The 25,297-nt window shown below is 74.3% G+C and carries 24 protein-coding genes; 14 read left to right on the forward strand and 10 right to left on the reverse strand.

Translation table 11 applies throughout. From position 1 onward, the window contains the following. Nucleotides 1-35: 35 nt before the first annotated feature. From VLJ82_RS05095 to VLJ82_RS05145, 11 genes are all read left to right on the forward strand, one after another. Nucleotides 36-1,133: a myo-inositol-1-phosphate synthase gene (locus VLJ82_RS05095; protein ID WP_408662243.1), complete on the forward strand. Its 1,098-nt coding sequence runs from the start codon at nt 36-38 to the stop codon at nt 1,131-1,133. Continuing rightward, a complete protein-coding gene (locus VLJ82_RS05100) occupies nt 1,123-1,857 on the forward strand; it encodes a DJ-1/PfpI family protein (protein WP_408662244.1) in 735 nt (244 codons plus the stop codon). The genes VLJ82_RS05095 and VLJ82_RS05100 overlap by 11 nt, the downstream gene beginning before the upstream one ends. After that, nucleotides 1,854-2,612: an SDR family oxidoreductase gene (locus tag VLJ82_RS05105; RefSeq protein ID WP_408662245.1), complete on the forward strand. Its 759-nt coding sequence runs from the start codon at nt 1,854-1,856 to the stop codon at nt 2,610-2,612. Before VLJ82_RS05100 ends, VLJ82_RS05105 begins: the two co-directional genes overlap by 4 nt. Continuing rightward, nucleotides 2,609-3,034, forward strand: coding sequence for a RidA family protein (locus VLJ82_RS05110; protein WP_408662246.1), 426 nt, complete (start codon nt 2,609-2,611; stop codon nt 3,032-3,034). Before VLJ82_RS05105 ends, VLJ82_RS05110 begins: the two co-directional genes overlap by 4 nt. Continuing rightward, nucleotides 3,031-3,984: a carbohydrate kinase family protein gene (locus VLJ82_RS05115; protein ID WP_408662247.1), complete on the forward strand. Its 954-nt coding sequence runs from the start codon at nt 3,031-3,033 to the stop codon at nt 3,982-3,984. The genes VLJ82_RS05110 and VLJ82_RS05115 overlap by 4 nt, the downstream gene beginning before the upstream one ends. A 55-nt stretch (nt 3,985-4,039) precedes the next feature. Further along, nucleotides 4,040-5,476, forward strand: a complete 1,437-nt coding sequence (locus VLJ82_RS05120; protein WP_408662248.1) for a phosphoglucomutase — start codon at nt 4,040-4,042, stop codon at nt 5,474-5,476. A gap of 41 nt (nt 5,477-5,517) precedes the next feature. After that, the gene (locus VLJ82_RS05125) at nt 5,518-6,342 is read left to right on the forward strand and encodes an MTAP family purine nucleoside phosphorylase (protein WP_408662249.1); all 825 of its coding nucleotides are present in this window, start codon (nt 5,518-5,520) and stop codon (nt 6,340-6,342) included. A 19-nt stretch (nt 6,343-6,361) separates the two neighbouring features. Further along, complete coding sequence (locus VLJ82_RS05130) at nt 6,362-7,039, forward strand: histidine phosphatase family protein (RefSeq protein ID WP_408662250.1); 678 nt, start codon at nt 6,362-6,364, stop codon at nt 7,037-7,039. A 90-nt stretch (nt 7,040-7,129) separates the two neighbouring features. Beyond that, complete coding sequence (locus tag VLJ82_RS05135) at nt 7,130-8,635, forward strand: GMC family oxidoreductase (RefSeq protein WP_408662251.1); 1,506 nt, start codon at nt 7,130-7,132, stop codon at nt 8,633-8,635. Next, nucleotides 8,632-9,843: an MFS transporter gene (locus VLJ82_RS05140; RefSeq protein ID WP_408662252.1), complete on the forward strand. Its 1,212-nt coding sequence runs from the start codon at nt 8,632-8,634 to the stop codon at nt 9,841-9,843. The genes VLJ82_RS05135 and VLJ82_RS05140 overlap by 4 nt, the downstream gene beginning before the upstream one ends. A 10-nt stretch (nt 9,844-9,853) precedes the next feature. Next, complete coding sequence (locus tag VLJ82_RS05145; protein WP_408662253.1) at nt 9,854-10,705, forward strand: inositol monophosphatase family protein; 852 nt, start codon at nt 9,854-9,856, stop codon at nt 10,703-10,705. On the opposite strand, the gene purB is transcribed toward VLJ82_RS05145, so the two are convergent. From purB to VLJ82_RS05160, 3 genes are all read right to left on the reverse strand, one after another. Then, entirely contained in the window at nt 10,658-11,947 is a 1,290-nt protein-coding gene (gene purB / locus VLJ82_RS05150; RefSeq protein ID WP_408662254.1) for an adenylosuccinate lyase, read from the reverse strand. The genes VLJ82_RS05145 and purB overlap by 48 nt on opposite strands. A gap of 7 nt (nt 11,948-11,954) precedes the next feature. After that, on the reverse strand, nt 11,955-13,439 hold the full coding sequence (locus tag VLJ82_RS05155) for an adenylosuccinate synthetase (protein WP_408662255.1): 1,485 nt from the start codon (nt 13,437-13,439) through the stop codon (nt 11,955-11,957). 176 nt (nt 13,440-13,615) lie between these two features. Further along, a complete protein-coding gene (locus VLJ82_RS05160) occupies nt 13,616-14,176 on the reverse strand; it encodes a TIGR00730 family Rossman fold protein (RefSeq protein ID WP_408662256.1) in 561 nt (186 codons plus the stop codon). A 123-nt stretch (nt 14,177-14,299) separates the two neighbouring features. On the opposite strand from VLJ82_RS05160, the gene VLJ82_RS05165 reads away from it, so the two are divergent. After that, a complete protein-coding gene (locus VLJ82_RS05165) occupies nt 14,300-15,553 on the forward strand; it encodes a CynX/NimT family MFS transporter (protein WP_408662257.1) in 1,254 nt (417 codons plus the stop codon). On the opposite strand, the gene VLJ82_RS05170 is transcribed toward VLJ82_RS05165, so the two are convergent. Further along, nucleotides 15,547-16,290 (reverse strand): sulfite exporter TauE/SafE family protein, encoded by a 744-nt coding sequence (locus tag VLJ82_RS05170; protein WP_408662258.1) that lies wholly within the window; start codon nt 16,288-16,290, stop codon nt 15,547-15,549. The genes VLJ82_RS05165 and VLJ82_RS05170 overlap by 7 nt on opposite strands. 42 nt (nt 16,291-16,332) lie before the next feature. On the opposite strand from VLJ82_RS05170, the gene VLJ82_RS05175 reads away from it, so the two are divergent. Continuing rightward, nucleotides 16,333-16,824, forward strand: coding sequence for an NUDIX domain-containing protein (locus VLJ82_RS05175; protein ID WP_408662259.1), 492 nt, complete (start codon nt 16,333-16,335; stop codon nt 16,822-16,824). On the opposite strand, the gene VLJ82_RS05180 is transcribed toward VLJ82_RS05175, so the two are convergent. From VLJ82_RS05180 to VLJ82_RS05195, 4 genes are all read right to left on the reverse strand, one after another. Beyond that, nucleotides 16,790-18,133, reverse strand: a complete 1,344-nt coding sequence (locus VLJ82_RS05180; protein ID WP_408662260.1) for an MFS transporter — start codon at nt 18,131-18,133, stop codon at nt 16,790-16,792. The genes VLJ82_RS05175 and VLJ82_RS05180 overlap by 35 nt on opposite strands. Further along, nucleotides 18,130-18,630, reverse strand: coding sequence for a MarR family winged helix-turn-helix transcriptional regulator (locus tag VLJ82_RS05185; RefSeq protein WP_408662261.1), 501 nt, complete (start codon nt 18,628-18,630; stop codon nt 18,130-18,132). Before VLJ82_RS05185 ends, VLJ82_RS05180 begins: the two co-directional genes overlap by 4 nt. 78 nt (nt 18,631-18,708) lie before the next feature. Then, on the reverse strand, nt 18,709-20,886 hold the full coding sequence (locus VLJ82_RS05190; RefSeq protein WP_408662262.1) for an FUSC family protein: 2,178 nt from the start codon (nt 20,884-20,886) through the stop codon (nt 18,709-18,711). Between the two features lie 186 nt (nt 20,887-21,072). Further along, the gene (locus tag VLJ82_RS05195) at nt 21,073-21,363 is read right to left on the reverse strand and encodes a hypothetical protein (protein ID WP_408662263.1); all 291 of its coding nucleotides are present in this window, start codon (nt 21,361-21,363) and stop codon (nt 21,073-21,075) included. 63 nt (nt 21,364-21,426) lie between these two features. Between VLJ82_RS05195 and VLJ82_RS05200 the strand changes: the two genes are divergently transcribed. Continuing rightward, nucleotides 21,427-21,630 (forward strand): DUF2945 domain-containing protein, encoded by a 204-nt coding sequence (locus VLJ82_RS05200; RefSeq protein WP_408662264.1) that lies wholly within the window; start codon nt 21,427-21,429, stop codon nt 21,628-21,630. A 32-nt stretch (nt 21,631-21,662) separates the two neighbouring features. Here the strand turns inward: VLJ82_RS05200 and VLJ82_RS05205 are convergent, their stop codons facing one another. Together VLJ82_RS05205 and VLJ82_RS05210 are read right to left on the reverse strand one after the other, a co-directional pair. Next, complete coding sequence (locus VLJ82_RS05205; protein ID WP_408662265.1) at nt 21,663-22,466, reverse strand: hypothetical protein; 804 nt, start codon at nt 22,464-22,466, stop codon at nt 21,663-21,665. Nucleotides 22,467-22,684: 218 nt separating this feature from the next. Further along, entirely contained in the window at nt 22,685-25,258 is a 2,574-nt protein-coding gene (locus tag VLJ82_RS05210) for a WD40/YVTN/BNR-like repeat-containing protein (RefSeq protein WP_408662266.1), read from the reverse strand. Nucleotides 25,259-25,297: the final 39 nt, after the last annotated feature.

Consider the following 25,297-nt stretch of genomic DNA (forward strand, 5'->3'; position numbering starts at 1 on the left):
AGAGTTGTTCCACCACGCAGCAGAGGAGTCCCCCGATGCCCGAACCACTTCGCCTAGCCGTCTGCGGGGTCGGCAACAACATCTCGGCCCTGTTCCAGGGCGCCCAGTACTACCGGCAGCTGATCAACCACGGAGTGCCGGCCAGCGAGCTGCCCGGCATCAAGCACGCCGAGATCGGCGGCCTGGGGGTGGCCGACATCGACTTCGTCGCCGCCTTCGACGTGCACCCGAGCAAGGTGGGCCTGCCGTTCTCGGAGGCGGTGCTGGCCGCCCCGAACAACTACCCGCGGCTGGACGTGCCGCTGCCCGAGGTGCGCTTCCCGGTCACGCCGGGGCTCACCGCGGCCGACTGCGAGCCGTCCGGCCCGGCCTGGACCCGGATCCTGCGGCAGCTGCGCGACAGCCGCGCGGAGGTGCTGCTCTACTCGCTGCCGACCGGCCTGCAGTGGGCCGCCGACGCCTACGCCCAGCTCGCCCTGGAAGCCGGCACGGCGTTCGTCAACTGCACCCCCGAGTCGGTCGCCCGGGTGCCGGCCACCCTGGCCGAGTTCGAGCGCCGCGGCCTGCCGCTGGTCGGCGACGACCTGGCCAGCCACCTCGGCACCTCGGTGGTGCACCGCGCGCTGCTCGGCCTGCTCACCGACCGCGGGCTGTCGCTGGTGAGCTCCTACCAGCTCAACCTGGGCGGCAACGAGGACTTCAAGAACCTGCGCGTGGTGGGCGAGAGCAAGCGCGCCTCCAAGCTCAACGCGCTCGCCCAGGACGGCCTGGACACCAGCAAGGTGGAGGTCATCCCGTCCGCCGGCTTCGTCGCCCACCTCAACGACAACAAGGTGGGGATGCTCAACATCGAGGCGGTCGGCTGGGCCGGCACCCCGATCTCGGTGGACCTCAAGCTCAAGGTGCAGGACTCCAGCAACGCCGCCGGGGTGATCATCGACCTGATCCGGATCGCGGCCGCCGCCAAGCGGCTGGGCCTCGGCGGCTTCCCGGCCGCCGCCGCGCGCATCCTGAAGTCGCCGGCCGGCGGCCACCCGTCCATCACTGAGGCGGCGGTGGCGCACAGCCTGCTGGAGCTGGACGCCGGCATGCACGTCGCCGGCGACCGGCCGAGCGTCGAACATGCCTCGTGACCGGGCGCCCGGCACGGTGGCCGTACGGCTGCTGGCCTTCCCTGGAGTAGACGACCTGGACCTGCTGGGCGCCTACGGCGTGCTGTCCAAGGCCGCCGAGCTCACCCGGGCCGGGCCGCCGCCGTGGCTGGAGGTTGCCCTGGTCGCCGACCGGGCGCAGCTGGAGACCGCCGGCGGCCTGCGGCTGTCCGTCCAGACCGGGCTGGATGAGGTGAGCTCCCCCGACGTGGTGGTGGTGCCGGGCGGGCGGGGCGTCCGGCAGGTGCTGGAAGCGCCGGCCTACCTGGACTACCTGCGGGCCGCACACCGTTCCGGAGCCGCGCTCTACAGCGTGTGCTCCGGGGCGCTGCTGGTGGCGGCCGCGGGGCTGGCGGCCGGCGCCACCCTGGCCATCCACGCCGCCAAGCGCGATGCGCTGACCGAGCTGGCCGCCGGCTGCCGGCCCGGCACCGGCCTGGTCCGGGACGGCAGCCTGACCTCGGTCGGCGGCGACCGGTCCGGCTCGGTGAAGTCGGTCGACCTCGCGCTGCAACTGGTGGCCGACCACGCCCCCCGGGTGCTGCCGGAGCTGCTGGACCGGATGGAGCTGCGCCAGGGCCGGACCCTGGTCACGGTGCCCGCCGGCCGGTCCGAGGGGGACCGGGCGGCGGAGGCACCCCGAACGACCGGCCCGGACCGGGCAGCGGGCGCATCCCGGGCGACCGCGGGGGCGGACCGCCCGTGACGGCCCGGCAGGCCACGGTGCTGGTTACCGGCGCCAGCAGGGGGATCGGCGCCCAGACCGCACTGCGGTTGGCGGCCGCCGGCTTCGACCTGGTGCTGTGGGCCCGCACCCTGGACGAGCTGCAGCTGGTCGGCGAGAAGGCCGCGGCGTACGGCACCGACGTCAGCGTCCGCGCGGTGGACGTCTCCGACGCCGACCAGGTCGCCGCCGGGTACTTAGCGATCGACTGGCAGTCGCCGCTGACCGGCCTGGTGCTCAACGCCGGCTCGGGCATCTGGCAGCGGATCGCCGAGATCGACGACGCGGTCTGGGACCGGACGCTGGCCACCAACCTGCGCGGCTCGATGCTGGTGCTGAGGCAGTTCCTGCCGCCGCTGCAGGCCCGCCCCGGCGGGCTGGTGGTCGGCGTGCTGTCGGACTCGGCCCGGTACCCGTTCCCGGGCCGGGCCGCCTACGCCGCGTCCAAGGCGGGCCTGGCCGCGCTGCTCGAGGTGGCCCGGCGGGAGGCCCGCAACGCCGGCGTCCGGATCACCGCGCTGCTGCCCAGCCGGGTGGACACCGCCTTCCAGGGCAGCCTGCCCTCGGCGGCCGCCGGGTGCCGGCCGGGGTCGCTGTCGGCCGACGAGGTGGCCGAGGTGATCGGCTGGCTGTTCGAGCTGCCCGCCGGCGTCGAGGTGCGGGAACTGCAGCTGGCCGCCCTGACCTCGTCCTTCGGCCCGTACGACGAGGTCCTGAGCCGGGAGGAGCCGTCATGACCTGGGACCGGATTCCCCTTGTGCCAGCGGGTCATTCCAAGCCGGTCGGCCGGTACAGCCCGGGCATCGCGCTGCGTTCGGAGGTGGCCGGCAGCCTGGTCTTCGTCTCGGGCCAGGTCGCGACCGACGAGCACGGCCGGCTGCTGCACCCCGGCGATGCGGCCGGCCAGGCCGGGGTGGTCTTCGACCGGCTGGCCGCCGTGCTGGCCGCGGCGGACCTGGAACTCGCCGACCTGGTCAGCCTGACCATCTACGTCTGCGACCTGGCCGCGAACTTCGCGGCAGTCTCGGCGGTGCGCAACGCCCGGCTGAGCGAGCCCGGCCCGTCCAGCGCCTTCGTCGGCGTCGCCGCGCTGGTCGAGGCCGGCTGCCTGGTCGAGATCAGCGGCATCGCCGCCCGGGCCGCGGACGGATCGCGATGACCAGCCTGACGTCGGGCACCCGGCTGGCCGGCACCGAGATCGAGGCGTTGCGGCAGGCCGGCCGGCGCGCCCGGGTGCTGGTGGCGGGCTCGCTGAACCACGACGAGATCCTGATCGCCGACCACGACCCGGGCGACGAGGGCGCGGTACGGGTCCGGGACCGGGTCACCGCGCCCGGCGGGCATGCCGGCAACTGCGCCTGCGCGCTGGCGGCCCTCGGCGCCGAGGTGTCGCTGCTGGCCGCGGTCGGTGCCGACGACACCGGTGAGCTGCTGGTCTCCGACCTGCGCGCGCAGCGGGTCGACGTCTCCCCCATCGTCCGGATCGCGGGCAGCCCGACCGGCCGGGTGGTCATTCCGGTGCTCGGCGAGCAGCACTTCATGCTGCTGCTGCCCGGCGCCAACGACGAGCTGGCGGGCGAGCACGTCCGGCAGGCGCTGGCCGGCGACTACGACGCGCTGGTGATCTTCGACCCGGCCGCCCCGGCGCTGGCCGAGATCTTCGCCGCCACCGCCGGAACCGCCCTGGGTGAGAACCTGTTCTGGAACCCGGGCGGCATCTATGCCCACCAGCGCTCGTCGGCGCAGTACCTGGCCCGCTGCCGGACGATCCTGGTCAACCGCAACGAGTGGCCGGCGGTGCAGGCGGGACTGCCGGCCGGCTGGGCCGGGCGTACCGAGGTGGTGCAGACGCTCGGCGCGGACGGCTCGGCCGGGCATTCCGGCGAGGGCGTGCTGCACGCCCCCGCCGAGGCGGTGCAGCTGATGGACCCGACCGGCGCCGGGGACGCCTTCGCCGCGGGCTACGTGCTGGCCACCCTGGCCGGGCTGGCGCTGCCCCGCCGGCTGGCGGTCGGCAACATCTGCGGCGCGCTGGCCGTCACCGCGGTCGGCGCCCGGGGCCGGCACGCCACCCTGGCCGACCTGGCGGGCTGGCGGGCACCGTGCTGAGGCGCCCCGTGCTGAGGCGCACCGTGCTGAGGCGCCCCGTGCTGAGGCGGCCACCGTGCTGAGGCTGAAGTCCAGCGCCGACGGCTGGCGCGGCGAGATCGGAGCCGGCTTCACCCCGGCGGCGGCCGGCCTGCTCGCCACCGCGGTGCTGGACGTGCTGGCCAGCCGCGTCCCGCTGCGCCGGGTGCTGATCAGCTACGACGGCCGGACCGGCGGTGCGGAGGTGGCCGCGGCGGTGCACGCCGCCGTGGCACAGCGCCGGCCGGCGGTGACCCCGCTGTGCTATGCCGGGCTGCCCACCCCGGTCGCCTCGGCCGCGGTGTCGGCCGGGGCCGCCGACCTGGCGTTCCTGGTGACCGCCAGCCACAACCCGGCCGGCTGGAACGGCCTGAAGGTCAAGTTCGGCGTGGCGGGCAGCATCCCGGCCGCGGTGGAGGCCGAGATCGAGGACCGGTACCTGGCGCTGGCCGAGTCCGGAACACCGGCTCCGGAGCCGGGCGCCGCACCGGCACCCGGCCCGGCCCGGCCGGTGATCGAGGCGCACCTGGCCCGGGTGCTGGCCCGGGTCGGCACCGGGCCGGGCCGGCCCTGGCACGTGGTGGTGGACGGCCTGCACGGCATCGCGGGGGCAGCCATGGTCCGGCTGGCCGAGCTGCTCGGCTGGACGGTGACCGCGATCGGCTGCGACCCCCGGCCGGACTTCGGCGGCCTGGTGCCGGACCCGTCGCTACCCGCGTCCCGGCATCGGGTCAGCGCGGCAGTGCCGGCGCTGGCGGCCGACTTCGGCATCGTGCTGGACGGCGACGGCGACCGGGTCTTCCTGCTCGGCCCGGACGGCGGGGTGCTGGGCGCCGGCGAGCTGTACGCGCTGCTGCTGGAGCAGCTGTACCGCAGCCGGCCCACCTTGCCCGGCCGGGACATCGCGGTGACCTCGACCACCGCCAGCCTGCCCGGCCGGATCGCCGCCGAGCACGGCGGCGAGGTGCTGGTCACCGGGGTGGGCTTCAAGCACATGGCCGAGCTGCTGGCCGGCGGGCGGATCTGCGCGGCCGGCGGCAATGTCGGCGACCTGGCCTTCGCCCCGTTCGGCGCCGACCGGGATCCGTCGGTGGCCGTCGCCCTGCTGGCCCGGTTGCTGGCCGACACCGGCCAGAGCCTGGCGGAGGCCGTCCGGCTGCTGCGCGAGCGGTACGGGCGCCGGCACTACCTGGAGACCTCGGTCGGCTGCCCGGCCGGCGCGCTGGACCTCCCCGCCGTCGCCACCGGGCTGCTGGCGGCCACCGGCCTGGACCTCGCGGTGCTCTCGACGCAGCGGGTGGACGGTGTCCGGCTGGCCCTGCCCGACCGGCAGTGGCTGTCGGTGCGCCGGTCCAGCACCGAGAACCTGGTCCGGGCCTACGCCGAGTTCGCCGGGCCGGTGCTGACCGAGGCGGCGCTGCGCGACGCGCTGCAGGCAGCGGTGCACCAGGCCGCCCTGGCCCCGTCCCCCTAGCCATCCCCAGCCACACCTTTCCCAGCGAACCGAGGAGCGACATGGAACCACCCGTACTTGCGATCATCGGCGGCACCGGCTTCTACAAGTTCCTGGAACCGGTCTCCGAGGTCAGCCCGCAGACCCCGTACGGCCCTACCAGCGCGCCGATCAGCCTGTCGCTGCTGGACGGCCGGCCGGTGGCGTTTCTGCCCCGGCACGGCCGCGACCACGAGTACCTGCCGCACGAGATCCCGTACCGGGCCAACCTGTGGGCGTTCCGGGAGCTCGGGGTGCGCCAGATCCTCGGGCTGAACACGGTGGGCAGCCTGCAGACCGAGTACCGCCGCGGCGACCTGGTGCTGGTGGACCAGTTCATCGACCGCACCAGCGGCCGGATCGACACCTTCTTCGGCAAGGACTCCCCGGAGAAGGGCTCCGCCCACATCAGCTCGGCCTACCCGTACTGCCTGCGGATGCGGGACCTGGCCAAGGGCGCGCTGACCGGCATCGAGGGTGGCTTCCACGACGCCGCCACGGTGGTGGTCACCCAGGGCCCGCGGTTCGGCACGCTGGCCGAGAGCCGCTGGTACCGGTCGCAGGGCTGGCACGTGCTCAACATGACCCAGTACCCGGAGGTGGTGCTGGCCCGCGAGCAGGAGCTCTGCTACATGAACCTGTCCTACGTCACCGACTACGACGTGGCGCTGGCCGAGGTGGTGGGTGCCGAGGAGGAGGACACCGGCGTGGTCAGCCACGCCCGGGTGCTGCAGGCTTTCAGCGCCGACTCCGGACGCTTCGTCGAGGCCGTCACCCGGATCGTCAACGCGCTGCCGGCCGAGTTCGACTGCAGCTGCCGGCACGCCCTCGACGGCGCCAGGACCTAGCAGCGCCGAAGGGATCCCCATGCTCGCGGTGCCGGAGTACGGGCCGGCGGCCGGCAGCTGGTCCGGCGAGCTGGTGCTGCTGCGGCACGCCCAGACCGACTGCACGGTGGCGGGGACGTTCTGCGGCGAGCACGACCCGCCGCTGTCGCCGGCCGGCCGGCTGATGGCCGACCAGCTGGCCGACGCCGCGGGCCTTGCCGGCCTGGACCGGCTGGTGGTCAGCCCGGCCCGGCGCAGCGTGCAGACCGCCGCGCCGCTCGCCGGCCGGTACGGCCTCGTCGCCCGCCTCGAGCCCCGGCTGCGGGAGTTGCGCTTCGGGCAGTGGGAGGGCCGCCGGCCCGAGCAGGTCCACACCGAGCCCGACTACCGGCGCTGGTGCCGCGATCCGGCGCGGCACCCGCCGCCGGGCGGCGAGACCGGCCTGGCGGTGCTGGCCCGGGTGCTGGCCGTGGCCACCGAGGCGATGGCCGGCCGGGACGGGACGAAGGTCGCGCTGCTGACCCACAAGGCCCCGGTGCGGCTGCTGGTCTGCCACTTCCTGGGCCTGCCGCCGGCCGACTACCGCCGGGTCGGGCCGGTGGCGGTCTGCTCGGTCACCCGGATCGCCTTCGACGGCGGCCGGCCCCGGCTGGTCGAGCTGGGCGGTGTCGAGCACCTGGCGCCGCACTGGCAGGCCGCGCCGGACCAAGCTGGCTGAGCCGGCTGACCTCCCTCGGCAGTTGTGTCCCGGGCGAGGTATGTTGACCGGTTCGCCGGTTTCTTCTTCTAGCGAAAGGATCCTTCCGCCGTGCCAGCTCCCCAGCACAGCAGCTATGACCTGATCATCGTCGGCGGCGGGGTGGCCGGCTGCGTGCTGGCCGCGGCGGCCAGGCAGCTGCCAGGGTTGTCGGTGCTGCTGATCGAGGCCGGTCCGGACTACGGCCCGGACCGCGACGGCTGGCCGGCCGGCATCCTGGACGCCCGCGAGCTGCCCCGCGACGACCTGTGGAACCCGGCCGCGCCGCCGAACACCTGGTGCGGCAGGGTGCTCGGCGGCAGCTCCTGCATCAACGGCTGCTGGCACACCTGGGGTTCGGACGCCGACTACGACGAGTGGGCCGAGCTCGCCGGCACGCCGGCCCTGACCGCGGCGGCGCTCGAGCCGTACCGCGGCGCCGCGCTGGATCGGTTGCGGGTCCGTCCGGTGGCCGAGGAGGAGATCTCGGCGTTCTCCGCGGCCGGGGTGAGCGGCGCGCAGCGGCTGGGCTATCCGTTCGTCGAGGACCTGGCCGCCCGGACGGCCGGCGCCGGGGTCGGCATGCCCCCGATCAACGCGGTCGGCGACCTGCGCTGGAACGCCGCCTTCGGCTACCTCGACGGCCCCCGGGACGGGAAGGGGCTGGACATCCTGGCCGGCTCACAAGTGCAGCGGCTGGAGTTCAGCGGCGGCACCGTGACCGGCGTGCTGGTCAACCAGGACGGCGGGCTCCGGCGGTTCTCGGCCGGCACCGTGGTGCTCGCCGCCGGTGCCTTCGGCTCGCCGGCGGTGCTGATGCGCAGCGGCATCGGCGATCCGCGGCGGCTGGCGGCTGACGGGGTGAGCCCGGCGCACGAGCTGCCCGGCGTCGGGGCGAACCTGTCCGACCATCCCGGGGTGACGCTGCGGCTGGCGGCCTCGGACCGGCTGCGCGACGCGCTGGCCGAGATCGAGGGCCGCGGCAAGCTCTACGCCAGCCAGGTGGCGGTCAAGGCCGCCTCGTCGGTCTGCCCGGCCGGCCAGTGGGACCTGCACCTGCTGCCGACCGCCGGCGCGCCGCTGTTCGGCACCCCGGTGCCGGGCCAGTACGAGGTCGGCATCACCGCCTTCGGAATGAAGCAGCGGTCCCGGGGCACCGTCCGGCTGCGCGACGGCGAGCCGGTCCCCGACCAGAACTACCTCAGCGACCCGGACGGCACCGACCTGCAGGTGCTGGCCGACGGCGTGGAGCTGGCCCGGGAGCTGGCCGGCACCCCGGAGCTGGCGGGTCTGGCCACGGTGGTCGAGGTGCCCGACCTCACCGACCGCAGCCCGGCGGGGCTGGCCCGGGTGCGGACGACGTTGGGCACCTACTGGCACCCGGTGGGGACCTGCGCGCTGGGCCCCGACCCGGCGCAGGGGGCGGTGGTGGACGGCCGGGGCCGGGTGCACGGCTTCGACAACCTGGTGATCGCCGACGCCTCGGTGCTGCCCAGCACGCCGCGGGCCAACACCCAGCTCAGCGTGCTGGCGGTGGCCTCGGCGCTGGCCGGCCCGCTGGTCGCCGGGCTGCGGTGACCGCGCCGGTGCAGGCCCATCCGGGGCTCGCCAGCTACCGCGCGTGCCTGGCCCAGCCGCACGCGCTGGCCCTGATCGGCTCCAACCTGCTGGGCCGGGTGCCCAACGGGATGGCGACGCTGTCCATCGTGCTGTTCCTGCGCGCGCACGGCCGCTCGTTCGCCGAGGTGGGGGTGGTGATCGCCACCTTCGCGCTGGCCTCGGCGGTGGGCGGCCCGGCGTTGGGACGGGCCATCGACCGGACCGGCCAGGTGCTGGTGCTCACGGTCGCCGGCTTCGGCTCGGCCGCCGGTTTCTGCCTGCTCGCCGCCGCCGGGGACGCCGACCTGCGCTACCCGATGGCCTGCGTGCTGCTGGCGGGCCTGCTCTCGCCGCCGTTGGAGCCGGCGCTGCGCAGCCTGTGGTCGGTGGTGCTGCCGGACCGGGCGCTGGTCGAGGTCGCCTACGCGCTGGACACCTCGCTGCAGGAGCTGCTCTACATCCTCGGGCCGTTCCTGGCCGCGGTGCTGTTCGCCACCGTCGCCCCCGAGGTGGCGCTGTACGTGCTGAGCGCGACCATGCTGGTCGGCACCCTGGTGTTCGTCAGCCGGGAGCCGGTCCGGCACTGGCGGCCACCGGCCCACACCCCGCACTGGGCCGGGGCGCTGCGGTCCCGGACGGTGGTGGTGATCCTGGGCAGCATGTTCTGGGTAGGCAGCTCGCTGGGCGTGCTCAACGTCGTGGTGGTCGCCTACGCCGAGCAGGCCGGCTCGTCCTCCTACTCCGGGGGCCTGCTGGGCACCGCCTCGTTGGGCGGGCTGGTCGGCGGCCTGCTCTACGGCAGCCGGCGCTGGCAGGGCAGCGCGGTGCTGCGGCTGCGCTGGCTGCTGGCCGCGATGGTGGTGGGCTACCTGCCGCTGGCGCTGACCCCGCGGCCGGTCTGGATGTTCGGCCTGCTGTTCGGAGCCGGCTTCTTCCTGGCGCCGATCCTGGCCTGCGGGTTCGTGCTGATCGCCGACGCCGCGCCGGCCGGCACCGTGACCGAGGCCTTCGCCTGGGTCACCACGCTGTTCCTGGCCGGCAGCGCACTCGGCTCCTCGATCGCCGGGCTGAGCGTCGGCGGCGGGCCGGGGGTGCGCGGCTCGTTCCTGCTGACGGCCGGCTGCGCGGTGCTCGCACTGGCGGTGGCGCTGCTGGCGTTCGCGCGGGCCGAGCCCGCCGCCGGGTAGCGTGGCCGCCGTGCTGAGCGGCCCGCAACTCGCCTTCGTCACCGAGGAGATCAGGCGGGTGGCCGGCGAGCTGATCGTGCCCCGGTTCGGCCGGCTCGCCGAGGCCGACGTGCTGGAGAAGGCACCGGGCGACCTGGTGACTATCGCCGACCACGACGCCGAGCGGGCGCTGGGCCGGCTGCTGCTCGAGCTGCTGCCGGGCTCGGTGGTGGTCGGCGAGGAGGCGGTGGCCGCCGACCCCGCCGTGCTGGACGCGCTGCACGGCCCGGCGCCAGTGTGGATCGTCGACCCGATCGACGGCACCGAGGCGTTCGCCACCGGCAGCCCGCGGTTCGCCACCCTGGTCGCCCTGGCCCAGGGCGGCCGGCTGCTGGCGTCCTGGACGGTGGCGCCGCTGCTGGAGCTGACCGCGACCGCGGTGGCCGGCCAGGGCGCCTACCTCAACTCCCAGCGGCTCCGGGTGGCCCGGCCGCCGGCCGGGCTGCGCGGCCTGGACGTGGCGCTGCCGCAACCGCGCTGGTGGGGGGCCGAGGACCGCAGGCGGTTCAACGCGCTGTTCGGCACCGGCATCTCGCCGGCCTTCTTCGACACCTCCGGCCTGGTCTACCTGGAGCTGGCGGCCGGCCGCCGGTCGGCGATGCTGGTGAACTGGGAGCTGCCCTGGGACCACGCCGCCGGCCTGCTGCTGCATGCTGAGGCCGGCGGGCACACCGAGACGGCCGCGGGCACCCCGTTCGACCTGGCCGGCGGCAACCCGATGCCGGTGGCGGTGGCCCCGGACGCCGCGACCGCCCGGCAGTTGCTGGCCGCCTGCTCAGCGCAGCCCGGCGAGCCGGTCGAAGACCACGCCGGCCTCGGCTAGCTCCCGGTCCAGGTCGGCCACCGCCGCCCACCGCTCGGGGGTCAGCTCGGCGCCGGCGGCCCGGGCCGCCTGGTACAGCGAGGACAGGAAGTCCGGCCCCGCGGCATGCTGCTGGACCAGCCGGTAGGCCTGCCGCCGGTCCAGGCCGGCCTCCAGCAGCACGTCCAGCGCGGCGGCGCTGAACACCACCTCGCCGGCGGCGTCGAGGGTGGCACGCATCCGGTCGGCGTCCACCACCAGGCCGGTGACCAGGTCGGCGGTGCTGGCCAGCAGGTGCTCGGTGATCGCCGCGGCGTCCGGCAGGCAGATCCGCTCCACCGAGGAGTGCGAGATGTCGCGCTCGTGCCAGAGCGCCACCCCCTCCAGCACCGGGGTGACGTAGCCGCGCACCACCCGGGCCAGGCCGCAGATCTTCTCGGCGGTGACCGGGTTGCGCTTGTGCGGCATCGCCGAGGAGCCGGCCTGGCCCGGCGCGAAGGGCTCGGCGAGCTCGGCCAGCTCCGAGCGGGCGCCGTGCCGCACCTCCAGCGCGACCGCCTCGCAGATCCCGGCGAGCAGCGCCAGGCACCAGGTCCAGTGCGCGATCGAGTCCCGCAGCACCACCTGGGTGGCGGCCGGGCCGGTCCGCAAGCCCAGGCCGGCCGCGACCCGTTGCTCGATCCCGGGACCGAGCCCGGCGTAGCTGCCGACCGGGCCCGCCACCTTGGCCACCGCCACCGCGTCCCGGGCCTCGGCCAGCCGGTCCCGGCAGCGGGCCGCCCCGAACGCCAGGTCGGCCACCCGCAAGCCCCAGACGGTGGGCGCGGCGTGCCGGCCGTGGGTACGCCCGACCCGGACGGTGTGCCGGTGGGCCAGGGCGTGCTCGCGCAGCACGGCCACCAGCCGATCGGCGGCAGCCACCAGCAGGTCGCCGGCCCGGGCCAGCCGCAGCCCGGTGGCGGTGTCGACGATGTCGGAACTGGTCACCCCGCGGTGCACCCAGCCGGCGGCGGCCGGCGGCATGCCGGCGGTCCAGGCGTGCACGAAGGCCACCACGTCGTGCCGGGTCCGGCGTTCCTCCTCTGCGACCTGCTCCGGCGTGGGAGCGGGGACGGCGGCCGCCGCGGCCAGCGCCGCGGCGGGCGCCACGCCGGCGTGCACCCAGGCCTCCAGCACCGCCAGTTCCACCTCGCGCCACAGCTCGAAGGTGCACCGGTCGGAGAACAGCGCGGCCAGCTCGGGGCTGGTGTAGCGGTCCAGCACGGGCGGCTCAGCCGGCCGGGGAGGCGCCGGCCAGCATCGGCACCAGCTCGGAGCCGGCCGGGACCAGGATGTCGCTGTCCCGCGGGCCCTTGGTGACCCCGCCGATCGGCACCCCGAGGTAGTCGGCGACGAAGTCGATCAGCTCGCGAGCCTGCACCGGCAGCTGGGAGTAGCTGTGCAGGCCGGTGGTGTCGGACTTCCAGCCGGGGAAGTAGCGGTAGACCGGGGTGCACTCCATCAGCACCTGGTGCTCCGGCTCGAAGTGCGCCTCGATCACGCCGTTGCGCTGGTAGGCGATGCACACCCCGATCTCGTCGAAGTCGTCGAGGACGTCGAGCTTGGTCAGCACCACGCTGGTGTACCGGTTCAGCCCGACCGCCCAGTGCGCGTGCACCAGGTCCAGCCAGCCGCAGCGCCGCGGCCGTCCGGTGGTGGTGCCCACCTCGGCGCCGAGCCGGCGCAGCCGGTCGGCCAGCGGGCCGTGGTCCTCGGAGACGAACGCGCCGTTGCCGACCATGGTCTGGTAGAGCTTGAGCACCCCGACCCGCCGGGTCACGCTGCTCAGGTCCACCCCGCTGCCGCTGCCGACGGAGTAGATCGCGGTCGGCGAGGTGGTGACGTAGGGGTAGATGCCGTGCTCGAGGTCGATCAGCGGCCCCTGGGCGCCTTCGAAGAGCACCGAGTAGCCGGCCGCCACCGCGGTGCTGATCAGCCGGTGCGAGTCGGTGGCCAGCGACAGCAGCAGCTCGCGGTAGCCGGCGAGCCAGTCCAGGTTGCGGGCCAGCTCGGACTGCTCGAGGTTGAAGAACTGCACGTTGGCCCTCAGCCGCTGCTCGACCAGGTCGAGGTCGGCGACGTCGCCGACCCGGATCCCGATCCGGTTGACCTTGCTGACGTTGGCCGGGCCGATGCCGCGCTGGGTGGTGCCGATCTCGTGGGCGGACTGCCGCTTGAGGTCCTCCTGGTAGCCGTCCACCAGCCGGTGCAGCGGCAGCACCAGGTGCGCCCGGGAGCTGACCAGCACCCGGCCGGCGATGTCGGGCACCAGGGCCGAGAACGCCGCCAGCTCGTCGGAGAGCCGTTCCGGATTGACCAGCACGCCGTTGCCCAGCACCCCGATGCAGCCCGGGTGGCGCAGCCCGGACGGCACGATGTGGTTCTTGATCACCACGTCCCGGCCGTCGGCGCCGGTGTAGACCGTGGTGTGGCCGGCGTTGTCGCCGCCCTGGGTCCGCACGACCAGCTGGTGGCTGGGGCCCAACCGGTCGACCATGGCGCCCTTGCCGCCGTCGCCCTGCTGCAGGTCGCCGATCCAGGTGACGTACTGCACCGGCGGGACCGCGATGTTCAGGGCGGCGAGCTTGGCCAGCGTCTCGTCCAGCCGGGCCTGCCGGAGCTGGCGGACGCCGTGCAGCGACAGGTTCGCGGGGGCATACCCGGCGGGTGGAGCAGCGGCGGGTGGAGCGGCTGCTGGGGCGGCAACGGTGTTCACACGACTTCCCCACTAGTGCCTCGGCCGAGGTACGCGGTGCGCTTCGCACGGGGCCGCGGCACTACCGACGCTGGGCGCGAAGCGTCCACAGCATCGCATATAAGGTGTGTACCGTCTATAAACGTCTGGAGTTAATAAATAGGGCAGAAGTTGGAGTAGCCTGCGCTCGGGACGGGTCAGTCCCGCGCCGTGCCGGCCAGCCGCAGTGCCGGCCAGATCTCGTCCACCGTGTCGGCGAAGTGCACCAGCGCCGCGTCCCGCGCGGTCAGGAATCCCTCGGCGACGCCGTGGCCGAGCAGGTTGCGCAGCGGCGTGTAGTACCCGCCGATGTTGAGCACCACCAGCGGCTTGTGCTGCAGGCCGAGCTGCGCCCAGGTCAGCGTCTCGAACATCTCCTCCAGGGTGCCGAGCCCGCCGGGCAGCACCACGAAGGCGTCGGCCAGCTCGTGCATCAACGCCTTGCGCTCGTGCATGGTGGCCACCACCCGCAGGTCGCTGAGGTCGAGGCGGCCGTACTCGCGCTCCATCAGGGCCTGCGGGATCACCCCGATCACCTCGCCGCCGGCCGCCAGCGCGCCGTCGGACACCGCGCCCATCACGCCGACCCCGCCGGCGCCGTAGACCAGCCCGATGCCGCGCCGGCCGAGCTCGCCGCCGAGCAGGTAGGCCTGTGCCACGTACTCCGGGGACGCCCCGGCACTGGCCCCGCAAAACACGCAGATCCGATATGTCGCCACCGCCGCATCCTGCCAGTCCCGGGCCGGACGCACCAAGCCCGGTCCCGGCCGAAAGGACGTGCCGGCCTGAGGCGCCGGTCACGGCGGGAATGCCGTCCCGACGTCCGGCCGTTGTCCTTGAGCGTGACCCCGCCTGCCTCCTCCGCCGTCCAGCTCCGCAATTCCGGGCCGGCCGGCACGGACCGGCGGCACGAGCCGCACCGCGGCCTGATCCTGGCCGCCCTGGTGCTCACCGCGCTCACCATGCGGATCGCGGTGACCAGCGTCGGCGCGCTGCTGACCGACATCGAGCAGGGCCTGCACGCCTCGTCCTCGGTCGCCGGGGTGCTGACCACGCTGCCGGTGATCGCATTCGCGGGCATCGGCTTCCTGGGCCCGCGGCTGGCGCACCGGTTCGGCGAGCACCGGCTGGTGACAGCGGCGCTGCTGGCCGCCACCGCCGGCCTGGTGCTGCGGGCGGTGGCCGGCAGCGTCTGGCTGTTCGCGGTGCTGAGCATGCTGGCCCTGACCGGCGGCGCGATCGCCAACGTGCTGATGCCGTCGCTGGTCAAGAAGCACTTCCCGGACCGGATCGGGACGATGACGGCGGTGTACACCACCGTGCTGGCGCTCGGCATCACCGCCGCCGCCGGGCTGTCCGCGCCGCTGGCCGACCTGGGCGGGCACAACTGGCGGTTCGGCATCGGCGCGTGGGCCGCGCTGACCGCGGTCGCGGTGCTGCCCTGGCTGCCCACGCTGGCCGGCGACCGCCCGGAGCGCGCCGAGCTGCCGGACCGGGTGCCGCTGGGCCGGCTGCTGCACAGCAAGCTGGCCTGGGCGCTGACCCTGATGTTCGCCACCCAGTCCTTCCAGGCCTACATCGCCTTCGGCTGGTTCACCGACTTCTTCCGCGACCACCACCTCTCCGCGGGCCGGGCCGGGCTGCTGGTGGCCTTCTACTCGGCGCTGTCCATTCCGGTGTCGATGGTGATCCCGGCGCTGGCGGTGCGCGGCCAGCGGCTGATCGTGCTCGGGCTGGCGCTGGCCAGCGCGGTGTCCTACCTGGGCATGCTGGCGGCACCGGTCGGCGGCGCCTGGCTGTGGATGCTGCTCGGCGGGGTCGGCAGCGGGATGTTCCCGCTCAGCCTGACCATGATCGGGCTGCGCTCCCGCGAGCTGGCCACCACCACGGCGCTGTCGGCGTTCGTCCAGGGCATCGGCTACCTGCTGGCCGGCACCGGCCCGCTGCTGGTCGGCGTGCTGCTCGGCGTCTCCGGCAGCTGGACCTGGCCGCTGGTGCTGCTGATGCTCGCGCTGCTCTGCTCGGCGGCCACCGGCTGGTACGCCGGACGTCCGGAGTTCGTCGACGACCAGCTGCGCCCGGCCGGCGGTCAGTAGGCCCGCAGTCCCAGCCGGATCGCGATCGCCACTCCCAGGGTCGCGATCAGCAGCCGCAGCGGCCCGGCCGGCAGCCGGCGGACCACCATCGGCGCCAGCAGGCCGCCGGCGAAGAAGCCGATCGCCAGCGGCAGCGCCGCCAGCCACCGGACGTCGGCGAAGAAGGCGAAGCCCAGTGCCGCGATGCCGTTGGCCAGCGCCAGCACCGCGTTCTTGATCGCGTTGCTGACCGGCAGCGAGTCGGGAGTGGCGTTCAGCAGCAGGGCGAGCAGCAGCACGCCGGAGGCGGCGCCGAAGTAGCCGCCGTACACCGACACCCCGAACACCCCGGCCACCACCCAGCGGGCGTCGGAGCCGGTGGTGTGCCGCGGCGCCCGCGGCCGCGGGATCAGCACGCACGCCGAGGCGGCGCCGATCAGGACCGGCACCACCTTCTCGAAGGTGCCGGCCGGGGTGAGCAGCAACAGCACCGCCCCGAGCGCGCCGCCCAGCGTGCCGGCCACCCCGAGCACCCGCATCCGCCGGCCCTGGCCGCGCAGCTCCGGCCGGGCGCCGAGGGAGGATCCCGCGCCGCTGAAGACCAGTGCCACCGAGTTGGTGACGTTGGCGGCCACCGGCGGCAGGCCCGCGGCCAGCAACGCCGGGTAGCTGATCACCGAGGCCAGCCCCGCCGTGCCGCCGGCCAGCCCGGCGGCGGCACCGGCCAGCAGCAGCAGCGCGAACTCGGTCGAGGACACGGCTGCTCAGCCCCGCCGCCGGCTGCGGGACAATTGCTGCCCATGGCAGCCAAGCGCAGCGCCGGACTGCTGCTGTTCCGCCGGCAACCGCACCTCGAAGTGCTGATCGGTCACCTGGGCGGGCCGCTGTGGAGCCGGCGCGACAGTGCCGCCTGGTCGATCCCGAAGGGCGAGTACGGCCCGGACGAGACGCCGCTGCAGGCCGCCCGGCGGGAGTTCACCGAGGAGCTGGGCCTGCCGGTGCCCGAGGGTGAGCTCGTCGAGCTGGGCACCGTGACCCAGAGCGGCGGCAAGCAGGTCACCGCCTGGGCGCTCGAGGCCGAGGTGGACCTCGATGCGGTGGTGCTGGGCACCTTCGAGATGGAGTGGCCGCGCGGGTCGGGACGCATCCAGCGCTTTCCCGAGCTGGACCGGCTGGCCTGGTGCACGCCGGAGCAGGCCGCCGAACGCCTGATCACCAGCCAGCGGCAGTTCCTGGAGCGGTTGGCCGAGCACCTGCTCAGGCCGCCCCGGGCTGCTGGATCTCCTCGGTAGCCGGCCGGCCGGCACCGCCTGCCGGCAACCGCCGGGAGTGTTCCGGCGGGTCGCCCTGCCGGACGGCCACCGACCGGGCGGGAGCAGCCAGGGCCGGGTCGAGCCGGCGCAGCACCAGCGCGCCGAGTGCCGCCGCCAGCAGGCAGGCCGCCGCGCCCAGCGCGAGACCGGCCCGGCCGCCGAACTGCTCGCTCACCGCGCCCGCGATCGGGCCGCCGATCGGCGTGGAGCCGAGGAAGGCCACCGCCCACAGCGCCATCACCCGACCGCGCATGCCGGGCGAGGAGGCCAGCTGCAGGCTGGAGTTGCCCTTGGCCAGGAAGCCGACGCTGGCCGCGCCCACCAGGGTCAGGGCGAGCAGTTCCAGCGGCAGCGTCGGGGCCAGGGCGGCCGCCGCGATCACCGCTCCGAACACCGCCGCGGATCGCACCAGCGCCCGGATGCCGACCTGGCCGCGGGCCGCCACCCACAGCCCGCCGACCACCGCGCCCAGGCCCATCGCCGCGGTCATGAAGCCGTACACCTGCGCGCCGCCGCCGAAGGTCTCCTTGGCCACGATCGGCAGGGTCACCGAGAACTCGTAGGCCAGGCACCCGATCAGTCCCATCATGGCCAGCGGCACGGCCAGCTCCGGGGTCCGCCGGACGTAGCTCAGGCCCTCGCGCAGCTGGCCGCGGGCCCGGCTGGCCGGCGGCGCGGGCTGCAGCGCGGCGGTGTCCAGGGTGGCCAGCGAGAATACCACCGCGACGAAGCTGGCGGCGTTGATCAGGAAGCACACCCCGGTGCCGCCGGTGGCGATGATCAGGCCGGCCACCGCCGGGCCGACCGCCCGGGCGGCGTTGACCAGCACCGAGTTCAGGCTGACGGCGTTGCGCAGGTGGGCCGGGCCCACCATCTCCAGCACGAAGGCCTGCCGGGCCGGGTTCTCGAAGCAGTTGTTCAGCCCGAGCAGCACCGCCAGCAGGTAGACCTGCCACAGCCGCACCAGGCCCGAGACGGTGAGCAGGCCGAGCACCAGGGCCAGCAGCCCCATCATGGCCTGCAGGGCGATCATCAGCCGGCGCTTGTCCACCCGGTCGGCGACCACCCCGCCGTACGGCCCGAGCAGCAGCACCGGCAACGTCTGCAGCGCGACCACCAGGCCGAGCGCGGTGCCCGAGCCGGTCAGCTGCAGCACCAGCCAGGACTGCGCCACGGTCTGCATCCAGGTGCCGACCAGCGAGACGGCCTGGCCGGCGAAGTACCTGCGGAAGTTGGGATTGGCGAGGGAGGCAAAGGTCTGCCGGCTTGCTCCGGCGACCGAGGTCACCGGCCCGCCCGGGCCGGCTGCGGAGCGGGTTGGGGTGCCGGCCGGGTGAGGTGCTCGGCGAGTGTCTCCAGCGCGGGCAGGGCGGTCAGCAAGTTGGCCACCTGCTCGTCCGGCAGGCCCGCCAGCCGGGCGGCGAACAGCTGGCTGCGCTGGCGCCGCAGCCGCTGCTGCAGGGCCCGGCCGGCCGCGGTGGTCTGCACCCGGACGGCCCGCCGGTCGGCCTCGGAGGTGGCCCGCGACACCAGCCCGGACGCCTCCAGCTTGCCCAGCACCCGGGACAGCATGGTGGGGTTCAGCCCTTCGATGTCGGCCAGTTCGCCCAGGCCCAGCGGGCCCAGCCGGGCGATGGTGGCCAGTACCGACAGCTGGGTACGGGTCATTCCGTCACCGGACACCTGCCGGTCCACCTGCCGGGCGATCCGGCCCAGCGCGATCCGCAACCGGTCCACGTCCGCGCCGGCGAACCGCACCGGGCGCTCGTCCGCCACTTTCTGCATTGCCCCGCCGCCTTCTATTTACTTGCCTATCGGCAAGCATACTCCTCCTCGGAGGGAGTCGGCCAGGACCGTCGGTGCTCAGCGGCCGGGTGGCTCGGTGAGCACCGCGGCGAGCGAGTTCAGGCTGTCCACCAGCCGGTCGGTCGCCTCGATCACGGTGGCGGCCAGCTCCGGCGGCAGCGGGGCGTCCGGACGGGTGGCGGGGTCCAGCGCCCGGGTCAGCTCGGCGTGCAGGTCGCGCAGGCCGGCCGGGCAGGCCGGTCGCCGGCCGTCGCGCACCGCGCCGGCCAGTGCCTCGATCGCTGCCAGCGCCGCGTCCACCAGGGCCCGGAACTCGGGCACCGTGGCATAGCTCTCGCTGGCCCGCCGGGTGGCGTCCAGCGCGGTCAGCGCGTGCACCAGCCGGTGGCTGTGCGCCAGCACCGCGCTGCCGAGCTCCACCAGCCCCTGGGAGTCCACCGGCTCGGCACGCGCCCGGTCCAGCGACGCCTCGGCGCTCGACCGGGCCAGCCGGGCCTGGCTGCGGGTCGCCGACCGCCGCGCCGCACCAGCGCCGGCGTCCACGATCGCCTGCAGGTAGTCCCGGTAGGCCTGCAGCAGGTCGGCCAGCCGGGAGGCCAGCTGGCCGCGTTCCCAGCTCGGCCAGACCAGCGCCGCGGCCAGCGCGATGGCCCCGCCCAGCACGGTGTCGATCGACCGGTCCACCACGGTGCTGTGCGCGGAGAAGCCGGCCAGCGACAGCAGCAGCACCACCAGCCCGGCCAGGAACACCGACGTCCAGGCGAAGTTCGGCTGGCCGGCCAGCCGCACCCCGAAGAACAGCAGGCCCAGCAGCACGATGGTGCCCGGCTGCCAGTCGCCGAGCAGGTAGTGCAGCACCAGGCTGGTCAGCAACAGCCCGACCAGGGTGCCGACCACCCGCAGCAGCGAGCGCTGGAAGGTCGAGCCGAAGTCCGGGCGCAGCACCACCAGGATGGTCAGCGACACCCAGTAGCCGCGCTCCACGCCGGCCGCCCGGGTGAGCACGTCGGTCAGCGGCACCAGCACCGCCAGCCGGGCGGCGTGCCGCAGCGCCGGGGAGCTCAGGTGCAGGTTGGCGCGTACCACTCCGATCGGATCCCGCAACCGGATGCTGGCACCCGGCCGGCCGGCGTCCTCGTCCTGGCGGCCCTCGCCGGCACCGGTGCGGGCCGTCTCCACCATCGCCCGCAGCTGGCCGGCCAGGCTCGCGAGCCGGCTGGCCGCCGCCCGCTCGGTGAGCGATCCGCCGAGCGCCTGCCGGCCAGCACTGCCAGCACTGCCCAGCAGCTGGTCGGTGCGCTGGGCGTCGACCGGGCCACCGGCCTGCAGCGCGGCGGCGATGCTGCGCAGCACCGCGGCGGCGGTGCCCAGCTCGGCGCGGATCGCGGAGTCCGCCTCGGCCAGCCCGTCCTGGCGCAGCCGGTCGGCGTAGCCCGACAGCACCAGGATGTCCTGCCGGGCCCGCATCGCCTCGTCCAGCAGCACCCGGTAGGCCTCCACGCTCGGCCCGTGGTCGTGGCCGGCACCGCTGAGCACCGCCCGGGTGGCGGCGATGGCCTCGCCCAGCGGCGGGCTGGTGGCGGCGTCGATCGGCTGCTCGGCCAGCCCCGCCAACCGCCGGTAGAGCGCGGCCAGGGCCCGCCGCTCGGGACCGTGCCGGCCCAGCGGCCAGGCCGCGATCGCCAGCACCGCCTGCAGCGCACCGCCGGCGAAGACCAGCAGGCCGGTGTACACCGCGGCCAGCGGCTGCTGCGGCAGGTGGCCGAGCACCAGCGCGCAGGCGGTCGCCGCCACCCCCACCTGGGCGGCGCTGGGTCCGGCGGCCAGCAGCAGGCCGGCGGCGAACGCGCAGGCCGCCAGCAGCACCGCCGAGGCCAGCAGGCTGGTGCCGAACCCGGCGGCCAACCCGCCCGTGACGCCGGCGGCCAGCGCGGTGACCAGCATCCGGGCCAGCCGCAGCCGGTACGGGCCGGGCCGGTCGGCGAAGGCGGTCTGCAGCGCGCCGATGGCCGCCTGGACGCCGACCGCCGGGCTGCCGAGCGCGGCGGCCAGGGCCAGCGGCGCCAGCAGCCCCAGCGCGTTGCGGCCGGCGACCACCGGATCGGACTGGCTCAGGTCCAGCCGGGTGGCGTCGGCGTAGAACTGCCGCAGCGCGGCGCCGACCGCGCCGGCCGGAGTGTGCGGAGTACCGGGCGGGCCGGGTGCCGTCGCGGCAGGCGGATCGGTACGGGCCACCTCTCGACCGTAGCCAGCCGGCGGCCCGGAAGCAGCCGGGCACCGCGACCGCAGGGCGGCTGACCACACCGTCAGGATGTTCCTCAGCTGCCCGGGCGTCTTCTCCTCAGTGCTGCTTCAGCGGCAAGCTTCCGAACCGAGGGCCGGCCGGCGCCGCGGCGGGTCGGCCCTTCGGTTCTGGCCGGTTCAGCGCTCGGTGCCGTCGGGCTCCGGTGCCCATTCCATCCGGTACCGCAGCAGGGTGGGGCTGAACTCCACGCCGGCGGCCGCCGCCTGCGCCGCGGTCAGCAGGTCGGACTCCGGGTTGCCGTCCGGCCGGCTGAGCATCGCTTCCTCGGTCTCGATCCGCTGCGGCTCGGCGGTGTAGCCGCGTTCGGCGGCGGCCACCCGGCCGGAGTGCAGGACCGCTTCGAGAACGGACAGGTCGCCGGTGAACGGCACGGTGCCCTGGTAGGACCAGGCGGGAAGTTGCGTCATGCGGTCACTGTCTCACCTCGGACCCCGCCGGGCTCGGTATGCCCCGGCTTGTACGGTGGGTCGATGGCACTCAGCACAGGCGATCAGGTCAGCTGGAACACCTCGCAGGGCAAGACGCACGGGCGCACCGTGCAGAAGAAGACCGCGCCGTTCACCCACGACGGGCAGAAGTTCAACGCCTCCAAGGACGAGCCCTACTGGATCGTCGAGTCGGACAAGACCGGAGCGCGCGCGGCGCACAAGGAATCGTCGCTGGACCCGGCCTGACGGCGCGTTCGGCTTGTCGCATCCGGTAGTGCTCAGGCGCTGATCGGCAGCGGCGGACCCGGAGGCGTTTCCGGTCCCGGCGCCGGCCGCAGCGCAACGGCCGACGGCACCGGCTCGAGCACGGCGCGCAGCGGTGCGGCCGAGGGCCGCAGCGAGCGCAACAGCCCGGCTGGGTCGGCGCTCTTGGCGACGGTGGTACCCATCAGCACGCCGTCGGCACCGGCCCGGGCGGCGGCATCGATGTCGGCCCGGCCGCTCACCGTGCTCTCCAGCACCACCCACACGTGCCGCGGAACCAGGCTGGCCAGCACCTGGCCGTACCCGGCGCTGCGGCTCTCCAACCGCAGCGCGGCAAGCCCGCGGCAGTTGATGCTGATCGCGTTTGCCCCGAGCGCCACAGCCCGTTCCAGCTGCAGGGAGTCGGTGACGCTGACCACCACCTCCAGGCCGAGCTGTTCGGCACGGGCCTTCTGGGCGGTGAACAGCACCGGGTCGACGAAGCTGCTCAGCGCCAGCTGCACCGCGTCGAAGCCGGCCTCGGCGGACTCGTCCATCTGCTCGACGGTGGTGAAGAACTCCTTGCGCATCAACGGAACATCGGCCAGCGCCCGGATCCGCCGGGCGGTGGAGATGCTGCCGTCGAAGTAGACCGGATCGGTCGGGGTGGACAGCGCATCGACCCCGCCGGCGACCAGCGACCGGACGTAGGGCTCCAGCCGCTCGCTGGAGATCAGCTCGCCGTCGCGGGGTGATCGGCACTTGACATCGACCATCAGCGCCGGTGCGCCGTGCCACCGGGCGGTGGCCAGGACCTGGTACAGACTGCAGCTGGGCATCCGTCGCCTCCTGGTGCTCATCCGGCCGCCCACATGTCGGGCGGCCGGTGACGACAGCAGCAAGCGTGCCTCGGTGTGACCGCAGTAACTTCTCACCGGCTGCCTAACCTTGCGCCCGGACGCGATCGGCGGCCAGGACGCGCAGGTTCGCGTCCCGGCCGCCGAAGCCACTACCGGATGGATCTCCTACCAGCCGAGGCCGTTGCCGGCCGCAGCCGTTACAGGGTGGTGCGCCAGATCCCCCGTCCGTAGGTGGCGGCGTAGAGGTTGCCGTCCGGACCGGCCACCAGCTTGGTGGCGATGGTGGCCGGCACCGCGTCCCGCGACCAGGACGGCGAGCCGCTCCGCAGCGAGGTCAGGGTGGTCTCGACAACGCCGAGGTCGGTACCCATCACCACCCGGCCGGACGAGGTGATCAGCAGGTAGTCACCGGGGATGTCGGGCAGGTTGCCGCTGACATCGGTCCAGCTGGCCTGCTCGTTGCCGGCCGCGTCGACGGTGCCGGTGGCGGTCACCTTCCACAGGTGGCCGGTGCCGGCTGCGAAGCTGCCCGGCCCGTCGGTCCAGGTGCGGGAGTAGCCGCCGAACACCACGTACGCGCTGGCCGGGTCGGCCGGGTCCGGGGTGACCCCGGTGATCATCCGCAGCGGGACGTTCGAGGGCATCGCGACCTGGTGGTAACCACTGCCGCCCACGTTGGACAGCAGCCCGCGGTTGAACGTGCTGCCCGGGTTGCAGGCGCCGCACCAGCCGGCCCACACGGTGTGGTTGCGGCTGGCCAGCGAGGTGATCGAGTGGCCCGCGCCGCTGTCGGCTGCCTGCGTCCAGTCGTCGCCGCTGGTCGAGGCCCAGGTCTTGGTGTTCACCCAGACGAACTCGCCGCCGGCCACCCAGGTGCCCGGGTCGGTCTGGTCGGCGCTGAACGGCGCGATGAACCGGGCCAGCGGATCCTCCGGATCGATGTCGATGATCGCGCTGTCCGAGCTGGGGCTGCCGTCGGCCTTGCCGCAGTTGAGCGTCATCTGCAGCGTCAGGTTGGTGTACTCGCCGACGGTGCGGCAGCCGTTGTTCGGGTCGACGAGCTGGTCGCCACCGTCACCGCCGAACGGCGAGACCAGGCCGGAATTGGTCGAGTCCAGCAGCGAAACGCCGTTGTCCTGCAGGCCGCCCCAGACCTGGACCGAGCCCGGCGCGGCACCCGGCTGGACGTTCTTGCCGACCGCGACCGAGTAGTACTGCAGGGCATCGAGCTGGCCCGAGCGGGACAGCGAGGTCCACGACGTGGTGCCCTGAGCTATCGACCGGCGGTACACGCCGCCGTCGTTGCCGACGAACACCTGGCCGGCCGAGGAGCCGGTGCCGAAGGCGATGGTGTGCTGGTCGGAGTGGATCACGTTGCCGTCGCAGGTGTTCTGCGAGTCCAGGTAGCTCCAGCAGGCGAAGCCGAAGTTCCAGTACCGCCCGATGGTGTTCCAGCTCAGGCCGCCGTCCCAGCTCTCGTAGACCTCTTCCAGGCCGAGGTAGACGTGGTTGGGATTGGCCGGGTCGACACCGACGAACTGGTTGTACCAGGCCTGCACGCCGGGCTGGTAGCCGCCGCCGATCCGCTGCTTGCGCTCGGCCGAGCCGCTCTGTGCCAGCACCGAGGTGTTGGCGATCTGGTCGTAGGGGCCGGCCACCGCGCCGGTACGCGAGACGTAGACGCCAGCCAGTGCGCTGGCCGCGCCGGCGTTGAGCTGGGCCGGCGATTCCAGCACCACGTAGAGCTGGGAACCGTCGGCGGCGTAGCCGAAGGTGGCGTTGCCGACGTCCTTGGGGTTGATGGCGCCGGTCGGGTTGATCTTGGTCCAGCTGGTGCCCGCGTTGGTGGACAGGTAGAAGCCGTTGTAGGCGGCTCCGCTGCGCCAGGCGACGTTGGCCAGGATGGTTTGGCCATTGGTGCCGGGCTGCACGGCCACGTCGTTGGCGATGTCCCAGTAGCTGGAGTTCACGTCGGCGCAGCTGGTCTGCCCGCTGCGGCACGGCGCGAGGATGCTGCTCCAGGCGGTGCTGGCGCCGCCGCTGAGCGGGTGCGAGTAGACCCCGCGGGAGGCCGCCACGAACACCTTGTTGCTGGGCGCGTCGAAGACCAGCTTGCGGATCACCTGGCTCTCCAGCTCGGTACCACCGATCCGGTTGGCCGGGGTGAAGCTCGAGCTGTCCGGGCTGGCCAGCCGGTACACGCCGGTGCCGACATAGGTGGACGAGCCGGTGGTGCCGTCACCGGTGGCCAGCCACAGCGCGCCGTCCGGAGCGACCGCGAGGTAGCCGACCGACTGGGTGGGCAGCGTGTCACTGATCGGCGTCCAGTGGGTGCCGCCGTCGCAGGAGCGCGACACACCGCCACCGGCTGCCCCGGCGAACACGCAGGCGTTGTCCACCGCTAGGCCCTGGATGCGGCCGGTGACGTAGCCGGCGCCCCCGCTGGAGTTGGACGCGCTCGGATCGCGGTAGCGCGGATCGTCTGCGTTGTACGGCGTCCTGGTCAGCTCGGTCCAGGACCCGGCGGCTGCCGGCAGGCCAGACAGTTGGGCGTAGGCGGCCGAGTAGGCCCCGGGGGCCACCAGGCCGGTGGGCGCGGTGCGAGCGGCATCCATCTCGCCGAAGCGCGCCATCAGTTCGGCGGACTCGCTGTCGGTGTCGGCGCCGGAGTCGGCGGCGTGGGCCGGAACTCCCACTCCGAGAACGACGCTGCTGGCCAGGGCGGCGATCGCCGCCAGGCTTCGCCGGCGCAGGGACCGGGCATGGTTCATTCAGTGCCTCCAGTGCGGCTGGGATTTCTCGGCCGAATG

The organism is Jatrophihabitans sp. (assembly GCF_035474675.1).
GTDB lineage: Bacteria > Actinomycetota > Actinomycetes > Mycobacteriales > Jatrophihabitantaceae > Jatrophihabitans_A.

What these genes read in the sequence shown, in the direction of transcription:
- VLJ82_RS05095 (WP_408662243.1), top strand. Translation starts at nt 36, where the DNA reads ATGCCCGAACCACTTCGCCTAGCCGTCTGCGGGGTCGGCAACAACATC.
- VLJ82_RS05100 (WP_408662244.1), top strand. Translation starts at nt 1,123, where the DNA reads ATGCCTCGTGACCGGGCGCCCGGCACGGTGGCCGTACGGCTGCTGGCC.
- VLJ82_RS05110 (WP_408662246.1), top strand. Translation starts at nt 2,609, where the DNA reads ATGACCTGGGACCGGATTCCCCTTGTGCCAGCGGGTCATTCCAAGCCG.
- VLJ82_RS05115 (WP_408662247.1), top strand. Translation starts at nt 3,031, where the DNA reads ATGACCAGCCTGACGTCGGGCACCCGGCTGGCCGGCACCGAGATCGAG.
- VLJ82_RS05125 (WP_408662249.1), top strand. Translation starts at nt 5,518, where the DNA reads ATGGAACCACCCGTACTTGCGATCATCGGCGGCACCGGCTTCTACAAG.
- VLJ82_RS05130 (WP_408662250.1), top strand. Translation starts at nt 6,362, where the DNA reads ATGCTCGCGGTGCCGGAGTACGGGCCGGCGGCCGGCAGCTGGTCCGGC.
- VLJ82_RS05175 (WP_408662259.1), top strand. Translation starts at nt 16,333, where the DNA reads ATGGCAGCCAAGCGCAGCGCCGGACTGCTGCTGTTCCGCCGGCAACCG.
- VLJ82_RS05185 (WP_408662261.1), bottom strand. Translation starts at nt 18,630, where the DNA reads ATGCAGAAAGTGGCGGACGAGCGCCCGGTGCGGTTCGCCGGCGCGGAC.
- VLJ82_RS05195 (WP_408662263.1), bottom strand. Translation starts at nt 21,363, where the DNA reads ATGACGCAACTTCCCGCCTGGTCCTACCAGGGCACCGTGCCGTTCACC.
- VLJ82_RS05200 (WP_408662264.1), top strand. Translation starts at nt 21,427, where the DNA reads ATGGCACTCAGCACAGGCGATCAGGTCAGCTGGAACACCTCGCAGGGC.
- VLJ82_RS05205 (WP_408662265.1), bottom strand. Translation starts at nt 22,466, where the DNA reads ATGCCCAGCTGCAGTCTGTACCAGGTCCTGGCCACCGCCCGGTGGCAC.
- VLJ82_RS05210 (WP_408662266.1), bottom strand. Translation starts at nt 25,258, where the DNA reads ATGAACCATGCCCGGTCCCTGCGCCGGCGAAGCCTGGCGGCGATCGCC.